This is a genomic window from Variovorax sp. GW531-E2 (assembly GCF_059423125.1).
Window position 1 is genome coordinate 1 of record NZ_JBWKXQ010000090.1, and the last position, 18,763, is coordinate 18,763.

The 18,763-nt window shown below is 69.5% G+C and carries 22 protein-coding genes; 14 read left to right on the forward strand and 8 right to left on the reverse strand.

The window, feature by feature from the left end:
• From AC07XP_RS30520 to AC07XP_RS30535, 4 genes are all read left to right on the forward strand, one after another.
• Window positions 1-1,043, forward strand: a 1,043-nt coding sequence (locus AC07XP_RS30520) for an AI-2E family transporter (protein WP_495266772.1), incomplete at its 5' end; no start/stop codon positions are given.
• Between the two features lie 112 nt (window positions 1,044-1,155).
• Window positions 1,156-1,728: an isochorismatase family protein gene (locus AC07XP_RS30525; protein WP_495266773.1), complete on the forward strand. Its 573-nt coding sequence runs from the start codon at window positions 1,156-1,158 to the stop codon at window positions 1,726-1,728.
• Window positions 1,725-2,354, forward strand: coding sequence for a DJ-1/PfpI family protein (locus AC07XP_RS30530; protein WP_495266774.1), 630 nt, complete (start codon window positions 1,725-1,727; stop codon window positions 2,352-2,354). The genes AC07XP_RS30525 and AC07XP_RS30530 overlap by 4 nt, the downstream gene beginning before the upstream one ends.
• Window positions 2,324-3,319 (forward strand): GlxA family transcriptional regulator, encoded by a 996-nt coding sequence (locus AC07XP_RS30535; protein WP_495266775.1) that lies wholly within the window; start codon window positions 2,324-2,326, stop codon window positions 3,317-3,319. The genes AC07XP_RS30530 and AC07XP_RS30535 overlap by 31 nt, the downstream gene beginning before the upstream one ends.
• On the opposite strand, the gene AC07XP_RS30540 is transcribed toward AC07XP_RS30535, so the two are convergent.
• Window positions 3,316-4,608 carry an RNA polymerase sigma factor gene (locus AC07XP_RS30540; RefSeq protein ID WP_495266776.1) on the reverse strand — a complete coding sequence of 431 codons (1,293 nt, stop codon included), beginning with the start codon at window positions 4,606-4,608 and terminating at the stop codon, window positions 3,316-3,318. The two genes, AC07XP_RS30535 and AC07XP_RS30540, sit on opposite strands and share 4 nt — an antisense overlap.
• A 143-nt stretch (window positions 4,609-4,751) precedes the next feature.
• Between AC07XP_RS30540 and AC07XP_RS30545 the strand changes: the two genes are divergently transcribed.
• Window positions 4,752-5,645, forward strand: a complete 894-nt coding sequence (locus tag AC07XP_RS30545) for a formylglycine-generating enzyme family protein (RefSeq protein WP_495266785.1) — start codon at window positions 4,752-4,754, stop codon at window positions 5,643-5,645.
• Window positions 5,646-5,658: 13 nt separating this feature from the next.
• Here AC07XP_RS30545 and AC07XP_RS30550 read toward each other — a convergent pair whose 3' ends face one another.
• From AC07XP_RS30550 to murJ, 5 genes are all read right to left on the reverse strand, one after another.
• The gene (locus AC07XP_RS30550; RefSeq protein WP_495266777.1) at window positions 5,659-6,078 is read right to left on the reverse strand and encodes a YciI family protein; all 420 of its coding nucleotides are present in this window, start codon (window positions 6,076-6,078) and stop codon (window positions 5,659-5,661) included.
• Between the two features lie 31 nt (window positions 6,079-6,109).
• Window positions 6,110-6,532, reverse strand: coding sequence for a YciI family protein (locus AC07XP_RS30555; protein ID WP_495266778.1), 423 nt, complete (start codon window positions 6,530-6,532; stop codon window positions 6,110-6,112).
• 123 nt (window positions 6,533-6,655) lie between these two features.
• The gene (locus AC07XP_RS30560; protein WP_056571928.1) at window positions 6,656-7,084 is read right to left on the reverse strand and encodes a bleomycin resistance protein; all 429 of its coding nucleotides are present in this window, start codon (window positions 7,082-7,084) and stop codon (window positions 6,656-6,658) included.
• Between the two features lie 23 nt (window positions 7,085-7,107).
• Window positions 7,108-7,959 carry a SirB1 family protein gene (locus tag AC07XP_RS30565; protein WP_062477211.1) on the reverse strand — a complete coding sequence of 284 codons (852 nt, stop codon included), beginning with the start codon at window positions 7,957-7,959 and terminating at the stop codon, window positions 7,108-7,110.
• 64 nt (window positions 7,960-8,023) lie between these two features.
• Window positions 8,024-9,577: a murein biosynthesis integral membrane protein MurJ gene (murJ, locus tag AC07XP_RS30570; protein ID WP_495266779.1), complete on the reverse strand. Its 1,554-nt coding sequence runs from the start codon at window positions 9,575-9,577 to the stop codon at window positions 8,024-8,026.
• A gap of 118 nt (window positions 9,578-9,695) precedes the next feature.
• On the opposite strand from murJ, the gene rpsT reads away from it, so the two are divergent.
• Complete coding sequence (gene rpsT / locus AC07XP_RS30575; RefSeq protein WP_056571937.1) at window positions 9,696-10,010, forward strand: 30S ribosomal protein S20; 315 nt, start codon at window positions 9,696-9,698, stop codon at window positions 10,008-10,010.
• Between the two features lie 164 nt (window positions 10,011-10,174).
• On the opposite strand, the gene AC07XP_RS30580 is transcribed toward rpsT, so the two are convergent.
• On the reverse strand, window positions 10,175-10,513 hold the full coding sequence (locus AC07XP_RS30580) for a DUF3579 domain-containing protein (RefSeq protein WP_062477206.1): 339 nt from the start codon (window positions 10,511-10,513) through the stop codon (window positions 10,175-10,177).
• 160 nt (window positions 10,514-10,673) lie between these two features.
• On the opposite strand from AC07XP_RS30580, the gene AC07XP_RS30585 reads away from it, so the two are divergent.
• From AC07XP_RS30585 to AC07XP_RS30600, 4 genes are read left to right on the forward strand one after another with little or no spacing between them, the layout of a single operon-like run.
• Complete coding sequence (locus AC07XP_RS30585) at window positions 10,674-11,885, forward strand: aspartate aminotransferase family protein (protein ID WP_495266780.1); 1,212 nt, start codon at window positions 10,674-10,676, stop codon at window positions 11,883-11,885.
• The gene (gene argF / locus AC07XP_RS30590; protein WP_095746427.1) at window positions 11,882-12,817 is read left to right on the forward strand and encodes an ornithine carbamoyltransferase; all 936 of its coding nucleotides are present in this window, start codon (window positions 11,882-11,884) and stop codon (window positions 12,815-12,817) included. Before AC07XP_RS30585 ends, argF begins: the two co-directional genes overlap by 4 nt.
• 34 nt (window positions 12,818-12,851) lie before the next feature.
• A complete protein-coding gene (locus AC07XP_RS30595) occupies window positions 12,852-13,412 on the forward strand; it encodes a hypothetical protein (RefSeq protein ID WP_495266781.1) in 561 nt (186 codons plus the stop codon).
• A complete protein-coding gene (locus AC07XP_RS30600; protein ID WP_062477195.1) occupies window positions 13,409-13,726 on the forward strand; it encodes a YkgJ family cysteine cluster protein in 318 nt (105 codons plus the stop codon). Before AC07XP_RS30595 ends, AC07XP_RS30600 begins: the two co-directional genes overlap by 4 nt.
• 128 nt (window positions 13,727-13,854) lie before the next feature.
• On the opposite strand, the gene AC07XP_RS30605 is transcribed toward AC07XP_RS30600, so the two are convergent.
• On the reverse strand, window positions 13,855-14,331 hold the full coding sequence (locus AC07XP_RS30605) for an Lrp/AsnC family transcriptional regulator (protein WP_070062307.1): 477 nt from the start codon (window positions 14,329-14,331) through the stop codon (window positions 13,855-13,857).
• A gap of 176 nt (window positions 14,332-14,507) precedes the next feature.
• Between AC07XP_RS30605 and kynB the strand changes: the two genes are divergently transcribed.
• From kynB to AC07XP_RS30625, 4 genes are all read left to right on the forward strand, one after another.
• Window positions 14,508-15,152, forward strand: a complete 645-nt coding sequence (kynB, locus tag AC07XP_RS30610; RefSeq protein WP_095950568.1) for an arylformamidase — start codon at window positions 14,508-14,510, stop codon at window positions 15,150-15,152.
• A 13-nt stretch (window positions 15,153-15,165) separates the two neighbouring features.
• On the forward strand, window positions 15,166-16,446 hold the full coding sequence (kynU, locus tag AC07XP_RS30615) for a kynureninase (protein WP_495266782.1): 1,281 nt from the start codon (window positions 15,166-15,168) through the stop codon (window positions 16,444-16,446).
• A complete protein-coding gene (gene kynA / locus AC07XP_RS30620) occupies window positions 16,443-17,303 on the forward strand; it encodes a tryptophan 2,3-dioxygenase (RefSeq protein WP_495266783.1) in 861 nt (286 codons plus the stop codon). The genes kynU and kynA overlap by 4 nt, the downstream gene beginning before the upstream one ends.
• 94 nt (window positions 17,304-17,397) lie before the next feature.
• On the forward strand, window positions 17,398-18,651 hold the full coding sequence (locus tag AC07XP_RS30625; protein WP_495266784.1) for an SMI1/KNR4 family protein: 1,254 nt from the start codon (window positions 17,398-17,400) through the stop codon (window positions 18,649-18,651).
• Window positions 18,652-18,763: the final 112 nt, after the last annotated feature.

The window sequence follows — 18,763 nt, forward strand, 5'->3', positions numbered from 1 at the left end:
TCGCCGCCCCGCCCCCGGCCGCCGCCTCCCGCCACGTGGTACTGGCCAGCTACCTGCTGATGCTCGCGGGGCTGATGCTCGTGATGTGGCAGCACCTGCTGCCGGGGCTGCTGTGCGTGTGCATCGGCTTCCTGGTCGCACGCTGGTTCGCCCGGCTGCTGGGCGGCTGGCTGTCGCGCCTGAAGCCCCTGCGTTCCGCCGCCGGCAGCCTGGCCCGGGTGGTGGCGGTCACGCTGGTGCTGCTGGGCCCGATCGGCCTGGTCACGCTGGGGTTCTCGCAGGCGCGCGAGTACGTGCTCGATGCGCCCGACCAGTACCGCGAACTGCTCGACTACACGGCCCGCACGGTGCTCGAGCTGCGCTCCAAGCTGCCGCCCGACATCGCCGTCTACCTGCCCGAGGGCGCGGCCGAGGTGCAGCGCATCGTCGCCAACTACCTGCGCACGCAGGCGGGCTCGCTCGCCATGGCCGGGCGCGCCTGGCTGGGCGGGCTGCTGTTCGCCTACGTGGGCCTGATCATCGGCGCGCTGGCCGCCGTGGCGCCGGCGCCGGCCCAGCGCCGGCCGCTGGCGCAGCAGATGTTCCTGCGCATCACCACCTTCGGCGAGGCCTTCGGCCAGATCGTGGCGGCCCAGTTCTGGATCGCCGCCTTCAACACGCTGCTGACCGCGATCTTCCTGCTGTTCCTGATGCCGCTGTGGGGCCTCGAGCTGCCCTACACGCCCGCGCTCATCACGCTGACCTTCGTGGCCGGGCTGGTGCCGATCGTGGGCAACCTGGTCTGCAACTCGGTGATCACGCTGGTGGCGCTGTCGGTGTCGCCGGTCACGGCCGCGGCCTGCCTGGGCTTCCTGATCCTGATCCACAAGGCCGAATACGTCATCAACGCCAAGGTGGTCGGCGCGCGCACGCAGATGCGCGTGTGGGAACTGCTGTCGGTGATGTTCGTGGCCGAGGCGGTGTTCGGCCCCGCCGGGCTGGTGGCGGCGCCGCTGTACTACGCGTACCTGAAAAAAGAACTGCACGCAGGCGGCCTGGTCTAGCGACCGGGCGATGTCCTGATCTGATCGGTTCCGGTCCGCATCGGCACGGACGAAGCGCTGGCGGCGTCCAAGAATAGGCGGCATCATCCACTTTGCCTTGCCCGCCACCGCCATGACCACCTGTCTGATTGTGATCGACGCCCAGGAGTCGTTTCGCCACCGCCCGTACTGGAACGCGGCCCTGCTCGCGCCCTACCTCAAGGCCCAGAACGCGCTGATCGCCGGCGCCGTGGCGGCCGGACTGCCGGTCGTGCGTGTTTTCCACGTCGATCCGCCGCAGGTTGCGTCCAACCCCTTCGCGGTCGAATCGGGCCATGTGCGCCCGATCGAGGGCCTCGCGCCCTTCGAGGCGGCCGCCACCTTCACCAAGCACCGCCACAGCGCGCTGGTCAACAGCGGCCTGGACGTGTGGCTCACGCAACACGGCATCCGCCGCCTGATCGTGAGCGGCATCCGCACCGAGCAATGCTGCGAAACCACCACGCGCCACGCCTCGGACCTGGGCTGGGAGGTCGACTATGTGACCGACGCCACCCTCACCTTCGACATGGTGCAGCCCGACGGCCGGCCGCTGTCGGCCGCCGACATCAAGGCGCGCACCGCGACCGTGCTGGACGGGCGCTTCGCCACGGTCTGCAGCGTGGCGCAGGCGTTGGCGCGGGCCACGGAAGGCGCGACCGCATGACCGCTCTGCGCGTGCGCATCCTGGCCTACGACGGCGTCGAGGCGCTCGATTTCGCCGGCCCCTTCGAGGTCTTCACCACCGCTGCCCGCGTCCACCAGCGCCTGCAGCCGGGTGCGCCCGCGCCGTTCGAGGTGGCCTCGGTCGCCCACACCCGCGCCGGCGAGCCCGTGCAGGCGCGCGCCGGCCTGCGGCTGCTCGCCGACCACACGCTGGCCGACGCTGCCGCCACCGCCGACGTGCTGCTCGTCCCCGGCGGCGTGGTCGACGCGCCCATGGCGAGCCCCGACACCCTGCGCTGGATCGCCCGGTGCGCGGCCGGCGCGCAGCTGGTCGCCTCGGTCTGCACCGGCGTCTTCCTGCTGGCGCAAAGCGGCGTCGTGACGCGCGAGGCGGTCACCACGCACTGGGAAGACCTCGCCGACCTGCGCGCCCAATTCCCGCAACTCGACGTGCGCGACGGCGTGCGCTGGGTCGACACCGGCCGCATCGTCAGCTCGGCCGGCATCAGCGCGGGCATCGACATGAGCCTGCATCTGGTCGAACGCCTGGCCGGGCGCGACCTGGCCGAGCGCACCGCGCGCCAGATGGACTACGCATGGACCCGCAACGAGCCCCTGTCCGCGTAGTCTTCGTGCTCCTGCCCGACAGCCTGGTGCTTGACTGGGCCGGGCCGGCCGAGGCACTGCGCATCGCCAACCAGCGGCTGCGCGCGGCGGGCCAGCCCGAGCGCTTCGTCATCGAATTCGCGGGGCCGCGGCCGACCGTCATGGGCTCGGTCGGCGTCGCGCTTTCGGGGCTGTCGCCGCTGCCGACGCAGTGGGATGGCCCGGGCTGGGTGGTGCTGGTCGGCCTGCCGGGCGACACCATCGCGACCGACACCCCCGAGGCGCAGGACCTGCTGCACTGGCTGCGCGGCCAGCGCTTCACGCGCGGTGGCGTCGAGCTGGTCACGGTCTGCGCGGGCGCCCTGCTCGCGGCGCACGCGGGCGCGCTCGCGGGCCGGCGCGTCACCACGCACCACCATCACCTGGACGAGCTGCGCGCCGTGGAGCCGCGCTGCGAGGTGGTGAGCAACCGGGTGTTCGTGATCGACCCGCCGGTCTACAGCAGCGCGGGCGTCACGACGGGCATCGACCTGATGCTGCACCGCATCGCCGACAGCTGCGGCGAGGCGCTGGCGGCCCAGGTGGCGCAGACGATGGTGGTGGCGCTGCGGCGCGGCCCGCACGACCCGGAGCTGTCGCCCTTTCTCGCCTACCGCAACCACCTGCACGCGGCGCTGCACCGGGTGCAGGACGCGGTCAGCGAACAACCGCAGGCCGACTGGAGCGTGCCGCGCATGGCCGAGGTCGCCCACACCTCGGCGCGGCACCTGACGCGGCTGTTCGTCGAGCATGCGGGCGTGGCGCCGCTGGCCTACCTGCGCCGGCTGCGGCTGGCCGCCGCGCAACTGGCGCTGGCCTCGGGCGCCAGCGTGACGCGCGCGGCCGAGCTGTCGGGCTTCGGCTCGGACACGCAGCTGCGCCGCGCATGGCACCAGTTCGGGCTGCCGGGCTCGCCTTCCGCAGGCACGTCGGCGACCGTCCGCTAAGGCTTGTCGCGGCAGGCCTCGGCGCGCGCCCGCAGCAGGGCCTGCTCGCGCGTGTTGCGCGTGAGCGAGGCGGCACGCTGGAACTCCCGGCGCGCCTCGTCGCGGCGGCCCAGCTTGAAGAGCAGGTCGCCGCGCACAGTCGGCAGCAGGTGGTAGCCCTTCAGCGCGGGCTCGTCCTGCAGCGCATCGACCACCTCCAGCCCGGCGGCCGGCCCGAAGGCCATCGACAGCGCGACCGCGCGGTTCAGCTCGACGATGGGCGACGGCGACAGCGCGGCCAGCGCGTCGTACAGCGCCGCGATGCGGGCCCAGTCGGTCTCGCCCGCGGTGCGCGCACGGCCGTGGCAGGCGGCGATGGCGGCCTGCAGCGCGTAGGGGCCGAGCGCGCCGCCCAGCGCTTCGGCGCGCGCCAGCGCCGCCAGGCCGCGGCGGATCAGCATCGGGTCCCAGCGCGCGCGGTTCTGGTCGAGCAGCAGCACCGGCTCGCCCGAGGCGCCCAGGCGCGCGGCGGTGCGCGAGGCCTGGATTTCCATCAGCGCGACCAGCCCGTGCACCTCGGCCTCGCCGGGCACCAGCTCGGCCACGATGCGGCCCAGGCGCAGCGCCTCGTCGCACAGCGCAGGGCGCATCCAGTCGTCGCCGGCGGTGGCCGAGTAGCCTTCGTTGAAGATCAGGTAGAGCACCTCGAGCACTGACGCCAGCCGGGCTTCGAGCTCGTGGCGGCGCGGCACCTCGAAGGGCACCCGCGCCTCGGCCAGCGTGCGCTTGGCGCGCACGATGCGCTGCGCCACGGTGGCCTCGGGCACGAGAAAGGCGCGCGCGATCTCGTCGGTCGTCAGGCCGCCCATCAGCCGCAAGGTGAGCGCCACGCGCGCCTCGGTCGAAAGCACCGGATGGCAGGCGGTGAACACCAGGCGCAGCAGGTCGTCGCCGATGTCGTCGTCGAGCGCCGCATCGACCGCCTGCGCGAAATCGGCCTGGGCCATGGCGTGCAGCGCGTCGAGTTCGCGGCCGATCTCGGGCGCCTTGCGCTCGGCCAGCTGCACGTGGCGCAGGCGGTCGAGGGCACGGTGCTTGGCCACCTGCGTGAGCCAGGCGGCGGGGTTGTCGGGCAGGCCCTCGACGGGCCACTGCTCGAGCGCGGCCACCAGCGCGTCCTGCGCCAGCTCTTCGGCCAGGCCCACGTCGCGCACCTTGCGCGCGAGCGCGGCGATGATCTTCGCGGACTCGATGCGCCAGACCGCCTCGATGGCGCGGTGGATGGCGGCGGTTTCTGGTCCGCGGCTCATGCGGCCTCGCTGCGGCGCGGCGGTCCGGATAGCATGCGGCCATGACACCACGCCTCGTCTTGTGGAGCCTGGGTTTCGCGTTCGGCCTCGCCTGCGGCGGCGTGCGGGCGGACGACCTCGCCGTGGAACGCAACAGCCTGGGCATGGCCTTCGTGCGATTGCCGGCCGGCGAGTTCCTCATGGGCAGCGACGAGGCGCCCGAGGCGCTGGCACGCGACTACCCCCAACTGCCCAAGGAGCGCTTCACCCAGCTGGCCGACGAAGGGCCGGTGCACAAGGTGCGCATCACGCGGGCGTTCTGGATGGGCCGGCACGAGGTGACGGTGGGCCAGTTCCGGCGCTTTCTCGAAGCCTCGGGCCACGTGCCCGAATCGGTGGCCGACGGCACCGGCGGCTACGGCTGGCGCGCCGACTACGACCCCGCCACCACGCGGCGCGGCGACGCCTTCGAAGGCCGCGACCCGCGCTACTCGTGGCGCAACCCGGGCTTCGCGCAGGGCGACGACCACCCGGTGGTCAACGTGAGCTGGAACGACGCGCAGGCGCTGGCCACCTGGCTGAGCAAGACGGAGGGCCGACGCTACCGCCTGCCGACCGAGGCCGAGTGGGAGTACGCCTGCCGCGCCGGCACGCGCACGCGCTACAGCACGGGGGACGATCCGGCCACGCTGCTGCGCGGGGCCAACGTGTTCGACACGCGCAGCGCCGCCCATTGGCCGCGCTGGCGCGCGATGGCGCTCGCGGGCGACGACGGTTTTGCCTTCACCGCCCCGGTCGGCAGCTTCGCGCCGAACGCCTGGGGCCTCTACGACATGCACGGCAATGCGTGGGAGTGGGTGGCCGACTGGCATGGCGACGAATACTACGCGCGCTCACCGGCCGACGACCCCCAGGGCCCCGCCACGGGCACCGTGCGCGTGCGCCGCGGGGGCTCCTGGCACACCTGGGCCTTCTATGCCCGCTCGTCGTACCGCAACTGGAATGCGCCGGACACGCGCTACACGCTGGTGGGCATCCGGCTGGTGCGGGAAGACTAGGCCCCGCTTACTTTCACTTCTTGAGCGTCTGCTGCATCGACGTGAACTCGCTCGCCACGTCCTGCACCTCGGGCGAGAAGTCCTCCATCTCCTGTACCTGGCGGATCTCGATGACCTCGTCTTCGCTGCCCGGGCAGCGGCTCGCCCATCCGATGGCCTCGGCGCGCGAGGCGACGTCGATCAGCCAGTAGCCGCCCAGCACCTCCTTGACCTCGGCGAAGGGGCCGTCGACCACCTTCGGCTTGCCGCCCGGAAAGCTCACGCGCGCGCCCATCGACGGCGGGTGCAGGCCCTCGCAGCCGATCAGCACGCCGGCCTTCTGCAGGGACTCGTTGAAGGCCATCATCGACCCCACGCGCTCGACGTCGTCGGGCACGGTGCCGGGCGCCGCGCTTTCGTAGCCGTGGGGAATCATCAGCAGCATGAATCGCATGATCGTTTCTCCTTCGAGGAATGGATGAGGTTCAGCGGCCGGCCTTGGCGGCCGAATCGGCGCGCAGGCGGTCTTCCTGCGCCAGCAGCTCGGGCGTCATGGCCTCGCCGAAATCGGTGGCCTCGAAGACCTGGCGGATCTCGATCTCGCCTTCCTGGAACGGGCTGCGCTTGATCCACTCGATGGCTTCTTCCTTCGACTTGACCTGCAGCAGCCAGAAGCCCGCCAGCAGCTCCTTGGTCTCGGTGAAGGGGCCGTCGATGACGGTGCGCTTCTTGCCTTCGCAGCGCACGCGCGCGCCCTTGGACGACGGGTGCAGCCCCTCGCCCGCCAGCAGCACGCCGGCCTTGACCAGTTCTTCGTTGAACCGGCCCATCTCGGTGAGGAGCTCGGTGCTCGGCATCACGCCGGCTTCGGAATCCTTGCTCGCCTTGACCAGAACCATGAATCGCATGTCGTTTCTCCTGAAAGTGGGTGGGGATCGGGAGACGCCGGAATCTGCGTGCTCCTGTTCACACGTCGCGCGAGCGGGCCACGGATCGACACGGCCGCATCGATCTGCTTGTAATTTTGTGTTTCAGAGATAGCCGCAGAACCGCAGCACGTGGCCGTCGGGTTCGCGGATCGCGAATTCGCGCAGGCCCCAGGGCTGGGACGTGGGCGGCTCGATGATGGTCACGCCGCGCTTCACATAGGCGGCGTGCAGGCCGTCGATGTCCTTGCCGACGTGGATCACGATTTCGCCGCGCCACGGCCGGGCTTCGCGGCTGCCGCATTGCCACAGGCGCAGGTACACGGGGTCGCCATAGCTGCGGTCGCCCTTCATCACGCGGGCGTAGCTGGGCGGCTCGCCGGCGATGAAGTCGATCTCGAAACCCAGCACCTCGGAAAACCAGCGCGCGGCGCGCGAGACGTCGGACACCGGCAGCACCGGCTGCACGCCGTGGAATTCGTGCAGCGTGCCCAGGTCGGGCGCCGCGCTCACGCCGGTGCGGGTGTCGGTCATGGCGTTGGGGCTGTTGTGGCGGGTCAGTTGGCCAGGCGCCGCAGCAGCGCCACGCGCTCGGCGATCGCGTCGATGTCGAGCGCGTCTTCGGCGTTGGCGAGGTAGGTTTCGAGGTCGCGCACGGCCAGCGCCGCATGGCCCTGCTCGGCATGCGCCACGCCGCGGTCGCGGTGCTCGCCCCAGGCGGTGGGCAAGAGGGCAATGAGGCGGTTCTGCACCGCGATGTAGCGCGGCCAGTCTTCCTGCGCGTGGTGCACTTCCTTCAGGTTGCGCAGCATGCGCGCGATGATCTCGCGCGGGCTCGCGGGCTGCAGGTACAGGCCCAGAGGCACGTCGAATTCGCCGACCAGCCCGTTGCCGCGCTTGTAGGGTTCGAGCCGCTCGCCCAGCTCTTCGCGCGAGAGCGACTTGCCGGTGAACGGGTCGATCACGACCTGCCCCTTGGGCAGCGTGACCTTGACCATGAAATGCCCCGGGAAGCTGATGCCGCGCGTCTGCAGGCCCAGGCCCTGGGCCAGCTCCATCCACAGCACGGCCAGCGAGATCGGAATGCCGCGGCGGGTGCGCAGCACGGCGTTCAGGTAGCTGTTGTCGGGGTCGTAGTAGTCGTTGACGTTGCCGCCGAAATTCAGGTCGCTGAAGAAGAACTGGTTCAGCGCGCGCAGCCGGGCCAGCGGCGCGGCGTCGGCCGGCAGGCGGCGCTTGAGGCGCGCGAGCAGCTGGTCGACGTCGCCCAGCACCTGCTGCACGTCGAGTTCGGGGTATTCGTCCTGCGCGATGCTGGCGGCCGCTTCGAGCAGCGGAAAGTGGTCATCGCTGCCGACCAGCGACTCGAAATATTCCAGTGCCGTGGGAACCTGGTAGCTGAACGTCATATGGCTTTGTAGAGGAGCCCGCAGGGAGCGTCAAGGCAGTGTTTTCCGGCTCGCCAACGGCGCTTCAGCGGCGCATGAAACTGCGCAGGCGCACGCCCGCCGCCGTGAGCACGGCGAAATAGAGCAGCGCGGCGCCGGCGATGAGCGCGGCCAGCAGGCCGATGCGGTGCAGGCGCTGCGCGCGCAGGCCGACCCAGTCGAAATAATGTGCGCCCCAGGCCAACAGGGCCGCCAGCACCACGGTGCCCAGCAGCACCTGCAGCGCAAACTTGCCCCAGCCGGGCTCGGGGGTGTAGCTGCCGCGGCGGATCAGGCCGATCAGCAGCCACAGCGCGTTGACCAGCGCACCGATGCCGATGGTCAGCGTCAGCGCCGCGTGCTGCAGCAGCGGCACCAGGAAGAAGTTGAGCACCTGCGTGAACACCAGCACCGTCACGGCGATCAGCATGGGCGTGCGCGTGTCGTGCTTGGCGTAGTAGCCGGGCGCGAGCACCTTGACGGCCACGAGGCCGACCAGCCCCACGCCGTAGCCCATGAGCGCCACGGTGGTGCGGCCCACGTCCTCGCCGGTGTAGGCGCCGTTGTGGAACAGGACGGCCACGAGCGGCTTGGCGAACAGCAGCAGCGCCACGGCGCACGGCGCCGCCAGCAGCACCACGAGGCGCAGGCCCCAGTCGAGCAGCGACGAATAGCGCGCGTCGTCCTTGGCGGCGCGGGCGCCCGCGAGTTGCGGCATCAGCACCACGCCCAGCGCCACGCCGAGCATGGCGGTGGGGAATTCCATCAGCCGGTCGGCGTTGGTGACCCAGGTCACGCTGCCGGTGGCCAGGTGCGAGGCGATCTGCGTGTTGATGAGCAGCGAGATCTGCGCCACGCTCACGCCCAGCAGCGCGGGCAGCATGAGCTTCATGACCTTGCGGGTGGTCGGGTCGGTCCACGCGGCGCGCAGCGCCTTGAAGCTGGCGCCGATTCGCGGCATGAGCCCCAGCGCGCGCAGCGCCGGGATCTGCAGGGCCAGCTGCAGCACGCCGCCGACCATCACGCCCACGCACTGGGCGTAGATCGGCTCGATGCCGTAGCGGCGAAACAGCGGCGCGCCGATGGAGATCGACAGGATCAGCGCGATGTTGAGCAGCACCGGCGACGCCGCCGGCACGGCGAACTTGCGCCAGGTGTTGAGAATGCCGCCCGCCAGCGCCACCAGCGACATGAAGCCGATGTAGGGGAACATCCAGCGCGTCATGACCACGGCGGCGTCGAAGCCCTTCAGGCCGCTGGCCATGGCCCAGACCAGCAGCGGCGCACCGGCCACGCCCGCCACGCACAGCACCACCAGGGCCCAGGTCAGCAGCGTGGCGACGTGGTCGACCAGCTCCCGGGCGCCCTCCTGCCCCGCTTCGGTCTTGCGCGCGGCCAGCACCGGCACGAAGGCCTGGCTGAAGGCGCCCTCGCCGAACACGCGGCGAAACAGGTTGGGGATGCGAAAGGCGACGTTGAAGGCGTCGGTGAGCGCGCTGACGCCGAACACCGAGGCAAACAGCACGTCGCGCACGAGGCCCGTGATCCGCGAAGCGAGGGTCAGCAGGGAGACGGTGGAGGCGGATTTGAACAGGGACACGGGGGCGAGTGTAGGGCTGCGAAAGGTGGCAAAAGCAGGCAATTCGGCAAAAACCGGAACCCGGCCTATAATGGAGGGCTTTGCTGCATCATCCTCAGACACCTAAGGAACACTAAATATGGCATCCGCCAAGCCCAAGAAGAAGAACCCGCGCCTCGCGTCGGGCCGCAAGCGCGTCCGCCAGGACGTCAAGCTCAACGCTGCGAACACCTCGCTGCGCTCCAAATACCGTACCGCTGTCAAGAACGTCGAAAAGGCTGTTCTGGCTGGCGACAAGACCAAGGCAAGCGAACTGTTCGCGAAGGCCCAGAGCATCGTCGACACCGTCGCCGACAAGGGCATCTTCCACAAGAACAAGGCCGCCCGCGACAAGAGCCGCCTGTCGGCCAAGGTCAAGGCCCTCGCCCTGGCGCCTGAAAAGGCCGCCGCCTGACACCTGTCAGGCAAGCCCGGACCGGAATCCTCCGGTCCGCCGTTTGATCGGGGTGCGCTGCAGCAAGCAAAAGTGAAAAACCGCCTTCGGGCGGTTTTTTCATGGGCGCTCGAAAAGCATCCAGGCGCGAGCAACCCGCGCAGCCCAAAAAAAAGACCTGGAAGTCAGGTCTTTTTGGGAGGGGGCGGCGTGTCCGCCGGATCGGGCACCAGGCAGGCCTCGGCCACCTGGAGGTTGTTGTCTTTGGCGAAGTTCACGCAGAAGTCCCAGGCCATGGGCTCGGCGTCGCGCAGGGCGCGGTTCACCACCACGCATTTCACGCCGTTGATGGTCGTGGGAATGCACCAGGGCGAGTAGCTCAGGTGGCTGCCCGGGTAGGCGCCGCCGGGGCGGAAGGAGCACATGACGCCGGCGAGGCGTTCGGCCCAGTCGCTGGGACGAAAAGTGCGGCCATCGTGGGTGATGCCCTGGATGAAGATTTCTTTGGCGTTGGGGGAAATCATCGTGAAGTGAGGCGACCGGAACAGGTGCTGCGGTGCAGCAAGCGATTGTATCCGGGGCCCTTTTTGCATCCTGAATGGGGGGCATTGCTGTGATGCGGAATCCTCAACGAAGCCGTCAAACCGCACGCCTAGAATTCGCGTTCCCTATCTGGAGAACCGAATGAGCGCCACCGCCCAGCAACCCACCTCGCCCCACGTCATGAACACCTACGGTCGCCTGCCGATCGCGCTGTCGCACGGCCAGGGCTGCCGAGTCTGGGACACCACGGGCAAGGCCTACCTCGACGGCCTGGGCGGCATCGCCGTCAACACGCTGGGCCACAACCACCCCGAGCTGGTGCCCGCCCTGCAGGACCAGCTGACCAAGCTGATCCACAGCTCCAACTACTACCACGTGACCGGCCAGGAACAGCTCGCCACCAAGCTCACCGAGCTGTCGGGCCTGACCAACGCCTTCTTCTGCTGCACCGGCCTGGAAGCCAACGAAGCCGCCCTGAAGCTGGCCCGCAAGTACGGCCACGACAAGGGCATCGAGCGCCCCGAGATCGTCGTCTACGAAGCCGCCTTCCACGGCCGCAGCATCGCCACGCTGTCGGCCACCGGCAACCCCAAGGTGCAGGCCGGTTTCGGCCCGCTGGTCGAAGGCTTCATCCGCGTGCCGCTGAACGACATCGAGGCGCTGAAGAAGGCCACCGAAGGCAACCCCAATGTGGTCGCCGTGTTCTTCGAAACCATCCAGGGCGAAGGCGGCATCAACCCGATGCGCGTCGACTACCTCAAGCAGGTGCGCCAGCTGTGCGACGAGCGCGACTGGCTCATGATGATCGACGAAGTGCAGTGCGGCATGGGCCGCACCGGCAAGTGGTTCGCCCACCAGTGGGCGGGCATCAAGCCCGACGTGATGCCGCTGGCCAAGGGCCTGGGCTCGGGCGTGCCGATCGGCGCCGTCGTGGCCGGCCCCAAGGCCGCCAACATCTTCGGCCCGGGCAACCACGGCACCACCTTCGGCGGCAACCCGCTGGCGATGCGCGCCGGTGTGGAAACCATCCGCATCATGGAAGAGCACAAGCTGCTCGAGAACGCCGCCACCGTGGGCGCGCACCTGAAGGCCGCGCTGGAGCGCGAAATCGGCGGCCTGCCGGGCGTGAAGGAAATCCGCGGCCAGGGCCTGATGCTGGGCATCGAGCTCGACCGCCCCTGCGGCGTGATCCTGAACCGCGCCTGCGACGCCGGCCTGCTGCTGAGCGTCACGGCCGACAAGGTGATCCGCCTCGTGCCGCCGCTCATCCTGAGCATTGCCGAAGCCGACGAGATCGTCGCGATCCTCGCGCCGATCGTCAAAACCTTCCTCTCGGAGCCCGTTGCGCAATGACGACCGCCGCCGCACCGAACGCCCTGCGCCACTACCTGCAGTTCTCGGACCTCACGGCCGACGAGTACGTCTACCTCTTCGATCGCATGGCGATCATCAAGAAGAAGTTCAAGACCTACGAAAAGCACCAGCCGCTGGTCGACCGCACGCTGGCCATGATCTTCGAGAAGGCCAGCACGCGCACCCGCGTGAGCTTCGAGGCCGGCATGTACCAGCTCGGCGGCAGCGTGGTGCACCTGACCACCGGTGACAGCCAGCTGGGCCGCGCCGAGCCCATCGAGGACAGCGCCAAGGTCATCAGCCGCATGGTCGACCTGGTGATGATCCGCACCTACGAGCAGACCAAGATCGACGCCTTCGCCGCGCACTCGCGCGTGCCCGTCATCAACGGCCTGACCAACGAGTTCCACCCCTGCCAGATCCTGGCGGACATCTTCACCTACATCGAGCACCGCGGTTCCATCCAGGGCAAGACGGTGGCGTGGGTCGGCGACGGCAACAACATGGCCAACACCTGGCTGCAGGCCGCCGAAATCCTGGGCTTCACCGTGCACGTGAGCACGCCCAGCGGCTACGAGGTCGACCAGTCGATCGCCGGCATCCGCTCGGGCGACAGCTACAAGGTCTTCAAGGACCCGATGGAAGCCTGCCGCGGCGCCGACCTGGTCACGACCGACGTGTGGACCAGCATGGGCTACGAGGCCGAGAACGAGGCGCGCCGCAAGGCCTTCGCCGACTGGTGCGTCGACGAGGACATGATGCGCATCGCCCAGACCGACGCCCTCTTCATGCACTGCCTGCCCGCGCACCGCGGCGAGGAAGTGCAGGCCGAGGTCATCGACGGCCCGCAGTCGGTCGTGTGGGACGAGGCCGAGAACCGCCTGCACGCACAGAAGGCGCTGATGGAGTTCCTGCTGCTCGGCAGGCTCTGACAGACACCCGACCGCTGACCGACCCAGGCGCCGCATGGAGCTGATGAACCGCTACCTGCCGCGCTACCAGTTCGCGGAGACGCACAGCCTCCACGTGCCCGCATCGCCCGCACGCGTGCTCGACGTGGCGGCCCGCCCCGAGATCACCGACGACCCCGTGGCGCGCAGCCTGATCGCGCTGCGCGAACTGCCGAACCGGCTGGCCAGCCGGCTCGGCCTTGCCGCTCCCACGCTGCGCCAGCGCGAGGCCTTCGGTTTTGCCGACTTCACGCCGCTGGGGCGCGACGGCGAGCGCGAACTGGCCTTCGGGCTGGCCGGCCGCTTCTGGCGCTTCGACTACGGCCTGGTCCCGCTGGCCGACGGCCCCGCCTTCGCCGCGCTCGATGCCACGGGCCTGGCCAAGCTGGTGCTCCACTTCACGGCCGAGCCCGAGGGCGCGGGCACGCGCCTCACCACGCGCACCCGGGTCTGGTGCGGCGATGCCGCCGCGCAGCGCCGCTTCACCGCCTACTGGCTGCTGATCCGCCCCGCGAGCGGGCTGATCCGCCGCCGCATGCTGCAGCGCGTGCGTGACGCCGCGCTGCTCGCCTCATGAATCCCTGCCAGACCTGCGGCGCCTGCTGCGCCAGCTACCGCGTCGACTTCAGCGTGCACGAGCTCGACGACCACGGCGGCCGCGTGCCCTCGGGCCTGGCGGTCGACGTGAACGACGCGCTTTGCCGCATGCGCGGCACCGACCACACGCCGGCGCGCTGCGCCGCGCTCACCGGCAAGATCGGCCAGTCGGTGGCCTGCGGCATCTACGAATGGCGCCCCAACCCCTGCCACGAGCTGCAGGCCGGCAGCGACGCCTGCCAGCGCGCGCGCCTGCGGCATGGGCTGCCGATGCTGTCCGACGAGCTGCACTGACGGCCCAGAAGGTGTGAAGAAACCGTAGCGAGCGCCCCGAGGTCGCATCGAGGACCGGAACCGTACACGCATACGGTGAGGACCGCAGATGCGAGATCGGGGCGGGCAGTAGGTTGATTCACACCTTCTCAGGCCATGGGTACCGGCAACCCACCCAGTTGCCCCTTGAACTCCTGCAGCGAGAAATGCGTCTGCACATGGCGCACGCCCGGCAGCCGGTGCAGCTTGCGCTGCAGCAGGTCGGAATACGCGTCGAGGTCCTTCGCGACCACCACGAGGATGAAATCCGCCGGCCCCGAGATGCCGTGGAACATCACCACCTCGGGAATGGCGCACACCGCGTCCTCGAAGGCGCGCGACGAGATCTCGGTCTGGTGGTCGATGCCGACCATCACGAAGGCCAGCACGCCGAAGCCCAGCGCGCGCCGGTTCAGGCCCGCGTGGTAGCCGCCGATCACGCCGTCGTCCTCCAGCTTCTTCACCCGGCGCCAGCACGGCGACTGCGACAGGTGCGCCATCTGCGCCAGCTCGCCCGAGGTCAGGCGGGCGTTGTCCTGCAGCGCGCGCAGCAGCTGGAGGTCGGTTCGGTCGAGGTCGGCTTGCATGATTTGTTCTCCATTTCCTGTCGATTGAATAGATTATTCAATCTTTCGATGATTGATGGATAACTTCTCGACGAAAGGCAGTCACTGCACATAGCATTCGGCACCCGCCGGCCCCTTGTGGACCGACTCCAACCGGCCCACACTGCGCTTTTTCTTCCTTCGCCCTGCCGCCCGCCATGACCGCCCCGCTCCGACTCTGGGACATTTCCGCCCCCGTGCACGCCGGCAGTCCGGTGTTCCCGGGCGACACGCCGTATTCGCAGCAGTGGTGCGCCACCATCGGCCCGGGCTGCCCGGTCAACGTGAGCGCGATCACGCTGTCGCCGCACGTGGGCACCCATGCCGACGCGCCGCTGCACTACGCCCCCGAAGGCCAGACCATCGGCCAGGTCGATCTCACGCCCTTCCTCGGCCCGTGCCGCGTGATCCATGCGATCGGCCGCGGCCCGCTGGTCACCTGGGAGCACATCGCCCATGCCATGAACGACACGCTCCCCCCGCGCGTGCTCGTGCGCACCTACCCGGCCATGCCCGTCGACCGCTGGGACCCGCAGCTCGCGGCCTATGCGCCCGCCACCGTCGAGCGCCTGGCGGCCATGGGCGTGAAGCTCATCGGCATCGACACCGCCAGCATCGACCCGGCCGACAGCAAGACGCTCGACAGCCACCAGCGCATCCGCCACCTCGACCTGCGCGTGCTCGAGAACCTCGTGCTCGACGACGTGCCCGAGGGCGACTACGAACTCATCGCGCTGCCGCTCAAGCTGACAAGCGCCGATGCCTCCCCCGTGCGCGCCGTGCTGCGCGAACTTCCCCGCTGAAACCCGCCCTTCCATGACGACGACCCTCGCCGACTGCCGCGCCCTCGACGCGCAAGACCCGCTGCGCGCCCTGCGCGACCAATTCACCCTGCCCGAGGGCGTGCTCTACCTCGACGGCAACTCGCTCGGCGTGCTGCCCAAGGCCGCGCCCGCGCGCATCGCCGAAGTGGTGGCCAAGGAATGGGGCGAAGGCCTGATCCGCTCGTGGAACACCGCGAGCTGGTTCGACCTGCCGCAGCGCCTGGGCGACAAGGTGGCCCGCCTGATCGGCGCCGCGCCGGGCGAAGTGGTGTGCACCGACAGCACCTCCGTCAATCTCTACAAGGTGCTGTTCGCGGCGCTCTCGCAGCAGAAGACGAGCGGCCGCAAGCTGGTGGTGAGCGAGCGCAGCAACTTCCCCACCGACCTGTACATCGCCGAATCGCTGTGCCGTGAACGCGGCTTCACGCTGAAGCTGATCGAGGCGAGCGAACTGGCCACCGCGCTGACCGACGAAGTCGCCGTGCTGATGCTCACGCACGTCAACTACCGCACCGGCGCCATGCACGACATGAAGGCCGTCACCGCCGCCGCGCACGCCGCGGGCGCGCTCACCGTGTGGGACCTGGCGCACAGCGCGGGCGCCGTGCCCGTGGCGCTCAACGACAGCAACGCCGACTACGCCATCGGCTGCGGCTACAAGTACCTCAACGGCGGCCCCGGCGCGCCGGCCTTCGCCTGGGTGAACACCAAGCACGCAGGCCAGTTCGAGCAGCCGCTGTCGGGCTGGTGGGGCCATGCGGCGCCCTTCGAGTTCACGCCGCACTACCGCCCTGCCCCAGGCGTCGGCCGCTACCTGTGTGGCACGCAACCGGTCATCGCCTTGGCCGGCCTCGAATGCGGGCTCGACACCGTGCTCGCCGCCGAAGCCTTCAACGGCACCGGCGGTGCGATGGCCGCGCTGCGCACCAAGTCGCTTGCGCTCACCGACCTGTTCATCCGCCTGGTCGAAGAACGCTGCGCCGGCCAGGGCCTGTCGCTCGTCACGCCGCGCGACCATGCGCTGCGCGGCTCGCAGGTGTGCCTCAGCCGCGAGGAAGGCGCCTACGCCATCGTGCAGGCGCTGATCGCGCGCGGCGTGATCGGCGACTACCGCGCCGGCGATTCGCAGATGCCCGACATCCTGCGCTTCGGCTTCACGCCGCTGTATGTCGGCTTCGAGGACGTGTGGCACTCGGTCGAGCACCTCGTGCAGGTGCTCGAGACCGGCGAGTGGCGACGCGCCGAATTCAACCGCAAGAACGCAGTGACATGAGCACCGACAACGACAACAACAAGACCCCCGAGTCCATCGTCCACGAAGAGAAGGCGCAGCTGGACTTCAGCAAGTCCATGAGCTACGGCGACTACCTGCACCTCGACGAGATCCTGAACGCGCAGCATCCGCTGTCGCCCGCGCACGACGAGATGCTGTTCATCGTGCAGCACCAGACCAGCGAACTCTGGATGAAGCTCATGCTGCACGAGCTGCACGCCGCCGTGCAGTGCATCGCGCAAGAGCGCCTGCCTGACGCCTTCAAGATGCTCGCGCGCGTGAGCCGCATCATGGAACAGCTGGTGAGCGCATGGACCGTGCTCTCGACCATGACGCCGCCCGAGTACACGGCGATGCGACCCTACCTCGCCAACTCCAGCGGCTTCCAGAGCGCGCAGTACCGCTGCATCGAGTTCCTGCTCGGCAACAAGAACGCCGCCATGCTCAAGCCCCACGCCCACCGCGCCGACCTGCTCGCGCAGGTGGACGCGGCCTACCGCGCGCCCTCGCTGTACGACGAATCGCTGCGCCTGCTCGCACGCCACGGCCTGCCCGTGCCCGCCGACCGGCTGGAGCGCGACTGGACCCAGCCCTACGAATCGAGCGACGGCGTCGAAGCCGCCTGGCTCACGGTCTACCGCAACCCGCACGACCACTGGGACCTGTACCAGCTCGGCGAAAAACTCACCGACCTCGAAGACGCCTTCCGCCTCTGGCGCTTCCGCCACGTGACCACCGTGGAGCGCGTGATCGGCTTCAAGCGCGGCACCGGCGGCACGGGCGGCGTGAGCTACCTGCGCAAGATGCTCGACGTGGCGTTGTTCCCCGAGATCTGGAAGCTGCGCACCGATCTGTAGTGCGTCATGCAGGGGCTTGCAGCAGCCCCGGGCGAACGAGGGTTGCTCCCTCGGCGCAAAGCGCTACATTTTGGAGAACACGGAGGCCGCTGCCATGAACAACAACACCTCGTTCTCTGCCGAAGAGCTCTCCACCCTGCGCGAACATGGCGTCGTGCTGTTCGCCGACCGCGTGATCTTCGACGCGCAACCGCCGATGCCGCAGCAGCAGATCGATGCGGTGCAGGCGCTGTGCGCCGGCCCGTTGCCCGAAGCGCTGGTCGCGCTGTGGCAGCACACGGCGGGCGGGCGCCTCGACTACGACCTCGCGCTGCCGATGAACGGCAATGTCGAGAGCGTCAGCTGGTCGGAGCTGTTCTGGGACGGCAGCGACGGCTACCGCGACCTGCAGGGCTGGATCGAACACGAACAGGAACTCGCCGAGGAAGCGGCCGAAGACGGCGGCACGCCCTGGGGCGGCAAGCTCACGCACCTGCCCTTCGGCGGCTTCGAGTACTGCGACCGCGTCTACGCGGTGGTCGAGCCCGGCGCCACGCACGGCCAGGTCATCGCGTGGAAGCAGGGCCTGCCGCCGGCCTGGACCCACGCGCTGCACGAAGACGGCCTGAGCCCCGTCGCGGCCGACCTGTACGGCGCCTTCGCGGCGCTGCATCTCGACGAAGACCCGCTGGCGCCCACGAGCGACTACTTCTCGGGGCAGGCGCTGCTCGCCTACCTCGACGACCGCCACGAAGGCTACGGGCTGGACCTCGACCTGATGGACAAGCTGGTCACCTTCTATTGCCGCGCCATCGTCGACTGGCGCACGCCACTGGCCGACGGCACGCTGCGCCATCACCCGGCGCTCGCACGCGCGGCACTGCGCCACGCGATTGCCACCGACGACGCTGCGCTGGTCGCCGAACTTGCCGCCGCAGGCCTGAACTTCGAAGGGCCGCATGAAGGCAGTGCACTCGCCACCGACGTGGCCGTGGGACACAGCGCCTTCGCCGCCGCAGCCGCGCTGGTGCGCGCGGGCGCACCGGTCGCGCCCGACGTGCTGCGCAACATCGACGGCCAGATCTCGCCCGAACTCACGCGCGCCCTGCTGGACAACGGCGCCGAGCCCACCGTGGCAGCCATCGTGAAGTGCGCGGCCTGCGGTGCGCCCGCCAGCGCGCACCTGATCGCCGACGCCTGCGCACAGATCGGCATCGACGTGCCGCCGGCCTTCGTGGCGGATCGCGATGCGATGTTGGTCGAACTGGAAACCACGCTCGCGCAGATGCGCGATGGGACGCAGGGGCATTACCTGGGGCAGGAAGGTCTCGCGGAGCGCATCGAGCATCTGCAGACGTTCCGGCTCTGATTCTTTCAGGGCGACGCTCCCGCCGACGGCGGAGCCTTGCTCCGCGAATGTCCCCCGGCCTGCGGCCTCCTCCTTGATTTCGCTGCGCAAGGCACCCCATCGACGTGAGCGT

What these genes read in the sequence shown, in the direction of transcription:
- AC07XP_RS30565 (WP_062477211.1), bottom strand. Translation starts at nt 7,959, where the DNA reads ATGACGTTCAGCTACCAGGTTCCCACGGCACTGGAATATTTCGAGTCG.
- AC07XP_RS30595 (WP_495266781.1), top strand. Translation starts at nt 12,852, where the DNA reads ATGGAGCTGATGAACCGCTACCTGCCGCGCTACCAGTTCGCGGAGACG.
- AC07XP_RS30580 (WP_062477206.1), bottom strand. Translation starts at nt 10,513, where the DNA reads ATGATTTCCCCCAACGCCAAAGAAATCTTCATCCAGGGCATCACCCAC.
- AC07XP_RS30535 (WP_495266775.1), top strand. Translation starts at nt 2,324, where the DNA reads ATGGACCCGCAACGAGCCCCTGTCCGCGTAGTCTTCGTGCTCCTGCCC.
- kynA (WP_495266783.1), top strand. Translation starts at nt 16,443, where the DNA reads ATGAGCACCGACAACGACAACAACAAGACCCCCGAGTCCATCGTCCAC.
- argF (WP_095746427.1), top strand. Translation starts at nt 11,882, where the DNA reads ATGACGACCGCCGCCGCACCGAACGCCCTGCGCCACTACCTGCAGTTC.
- AC07XP_RS30625 (WP_495266784.1), top strand. Translation starts at nt 17,398, where the DNA reads ATGAACAACAACACCTCGTTCTCTGCCGAAGAGCTCTCCACCCTGCGC.
- AC07XP_RS30600 (WP_062477195.1), top strand. Translation starts at nt 13,409, where the DNA reads ATGAATCCCTGCCAGACCTGCGGCGCCTGCTGCGCCAGCTACCGCGTC.
- kynU (WP_495266782.1), top strand. Translation starts at nt 15,166, where the DNA reads ATGACGACGACCCTCGCCGACTGCCGCGCCCTCGACGCGCAAGACCCG.
- AC07XP_RS30550 (WP_495266777.1), bottom strand. Translation starts at nt 6,078, where the DNA reads ATGCGATTCATGCTGCTGATGATTCCCCACGGCTACGAAAGCGCGGCG.
- rpsT (WP_056571937.1), top strand. Translation starts at nt 9,696, where the DNA reads ATGGCATCCGCCAAGCCCAAGAAGAAGAACCCGCGCCTCGCGTCGGGC.
- AC07XP_RS30560 (WP_056571928.1), bottom strand. Translation starts at nt 7,084, where the DNA reads ATGACCGACACCCGCACCGGCGTGAGCGCGGCGCCCGACCTGGGCACG.
- AC07XP_RS30530 (WP_495266774.1), top strand. Translation starts at nt 1,725, where the DNA reads ATGACCGCTCTGCGCGTGCGCATCCTGGCCTACGACGGCGTCGAGGCG.
- AC07XP_RS30605 (WP_070062307.1), bottom strand. Translation starts at nt 14,331, where the DNA reads ATGCAAGCCGACCTCGACCGAACCGACCTCCAGCTGCTGCGCGCGCTG.
- AC07XP_RS30585 (WP_495266780.1), top strand. Translation starts at nt 10,674, where the DNA reads ATGAGCGCCACCGCCCAGCAACCCACCTCGCCCCACGTCATGAACACC.
- AC07XP_RS30540 (WP_495266776.1), bottom strand. Translation starts at nt 4,608, where the DNA reads ATGAGCCGCGGACCAGAAACCGCCGCCATCCACCGCGCCATCGAGGCG.
- AC07XP_RS30525 (WP_495266773.1), top strand. Translation starts at nt 1,156, where the DNA reads ATGACCACCTGTCTGATTGTGATCGACGCCCAGGAGTCGTTTCGCCAC.
- AC07XP_RS30555 (WP_495266778.1), bottom strand. Translation starts at nt 6,532, where the DNA reads ATGCGATTCATGGTTCTGGTCAAGGCGAGCAAGGATTCCGAAGCCGGC.
- kynB (WP_095950568.1), top strand. Translation starts at nt 14,508, where the DNA reads ATGACCGCCCCGCTCCGACTCTGGGACATTTCCGCCCCCGTGCACGCC.
- AC07XP_RS30545 (WP_495266785.1), top strand. Translation starts at nt 4,752, where the DNA reads ATGGCCTTCGTGCGATTGCCGGCCGGCGAGTTCCTCATGGGCAGCGAC.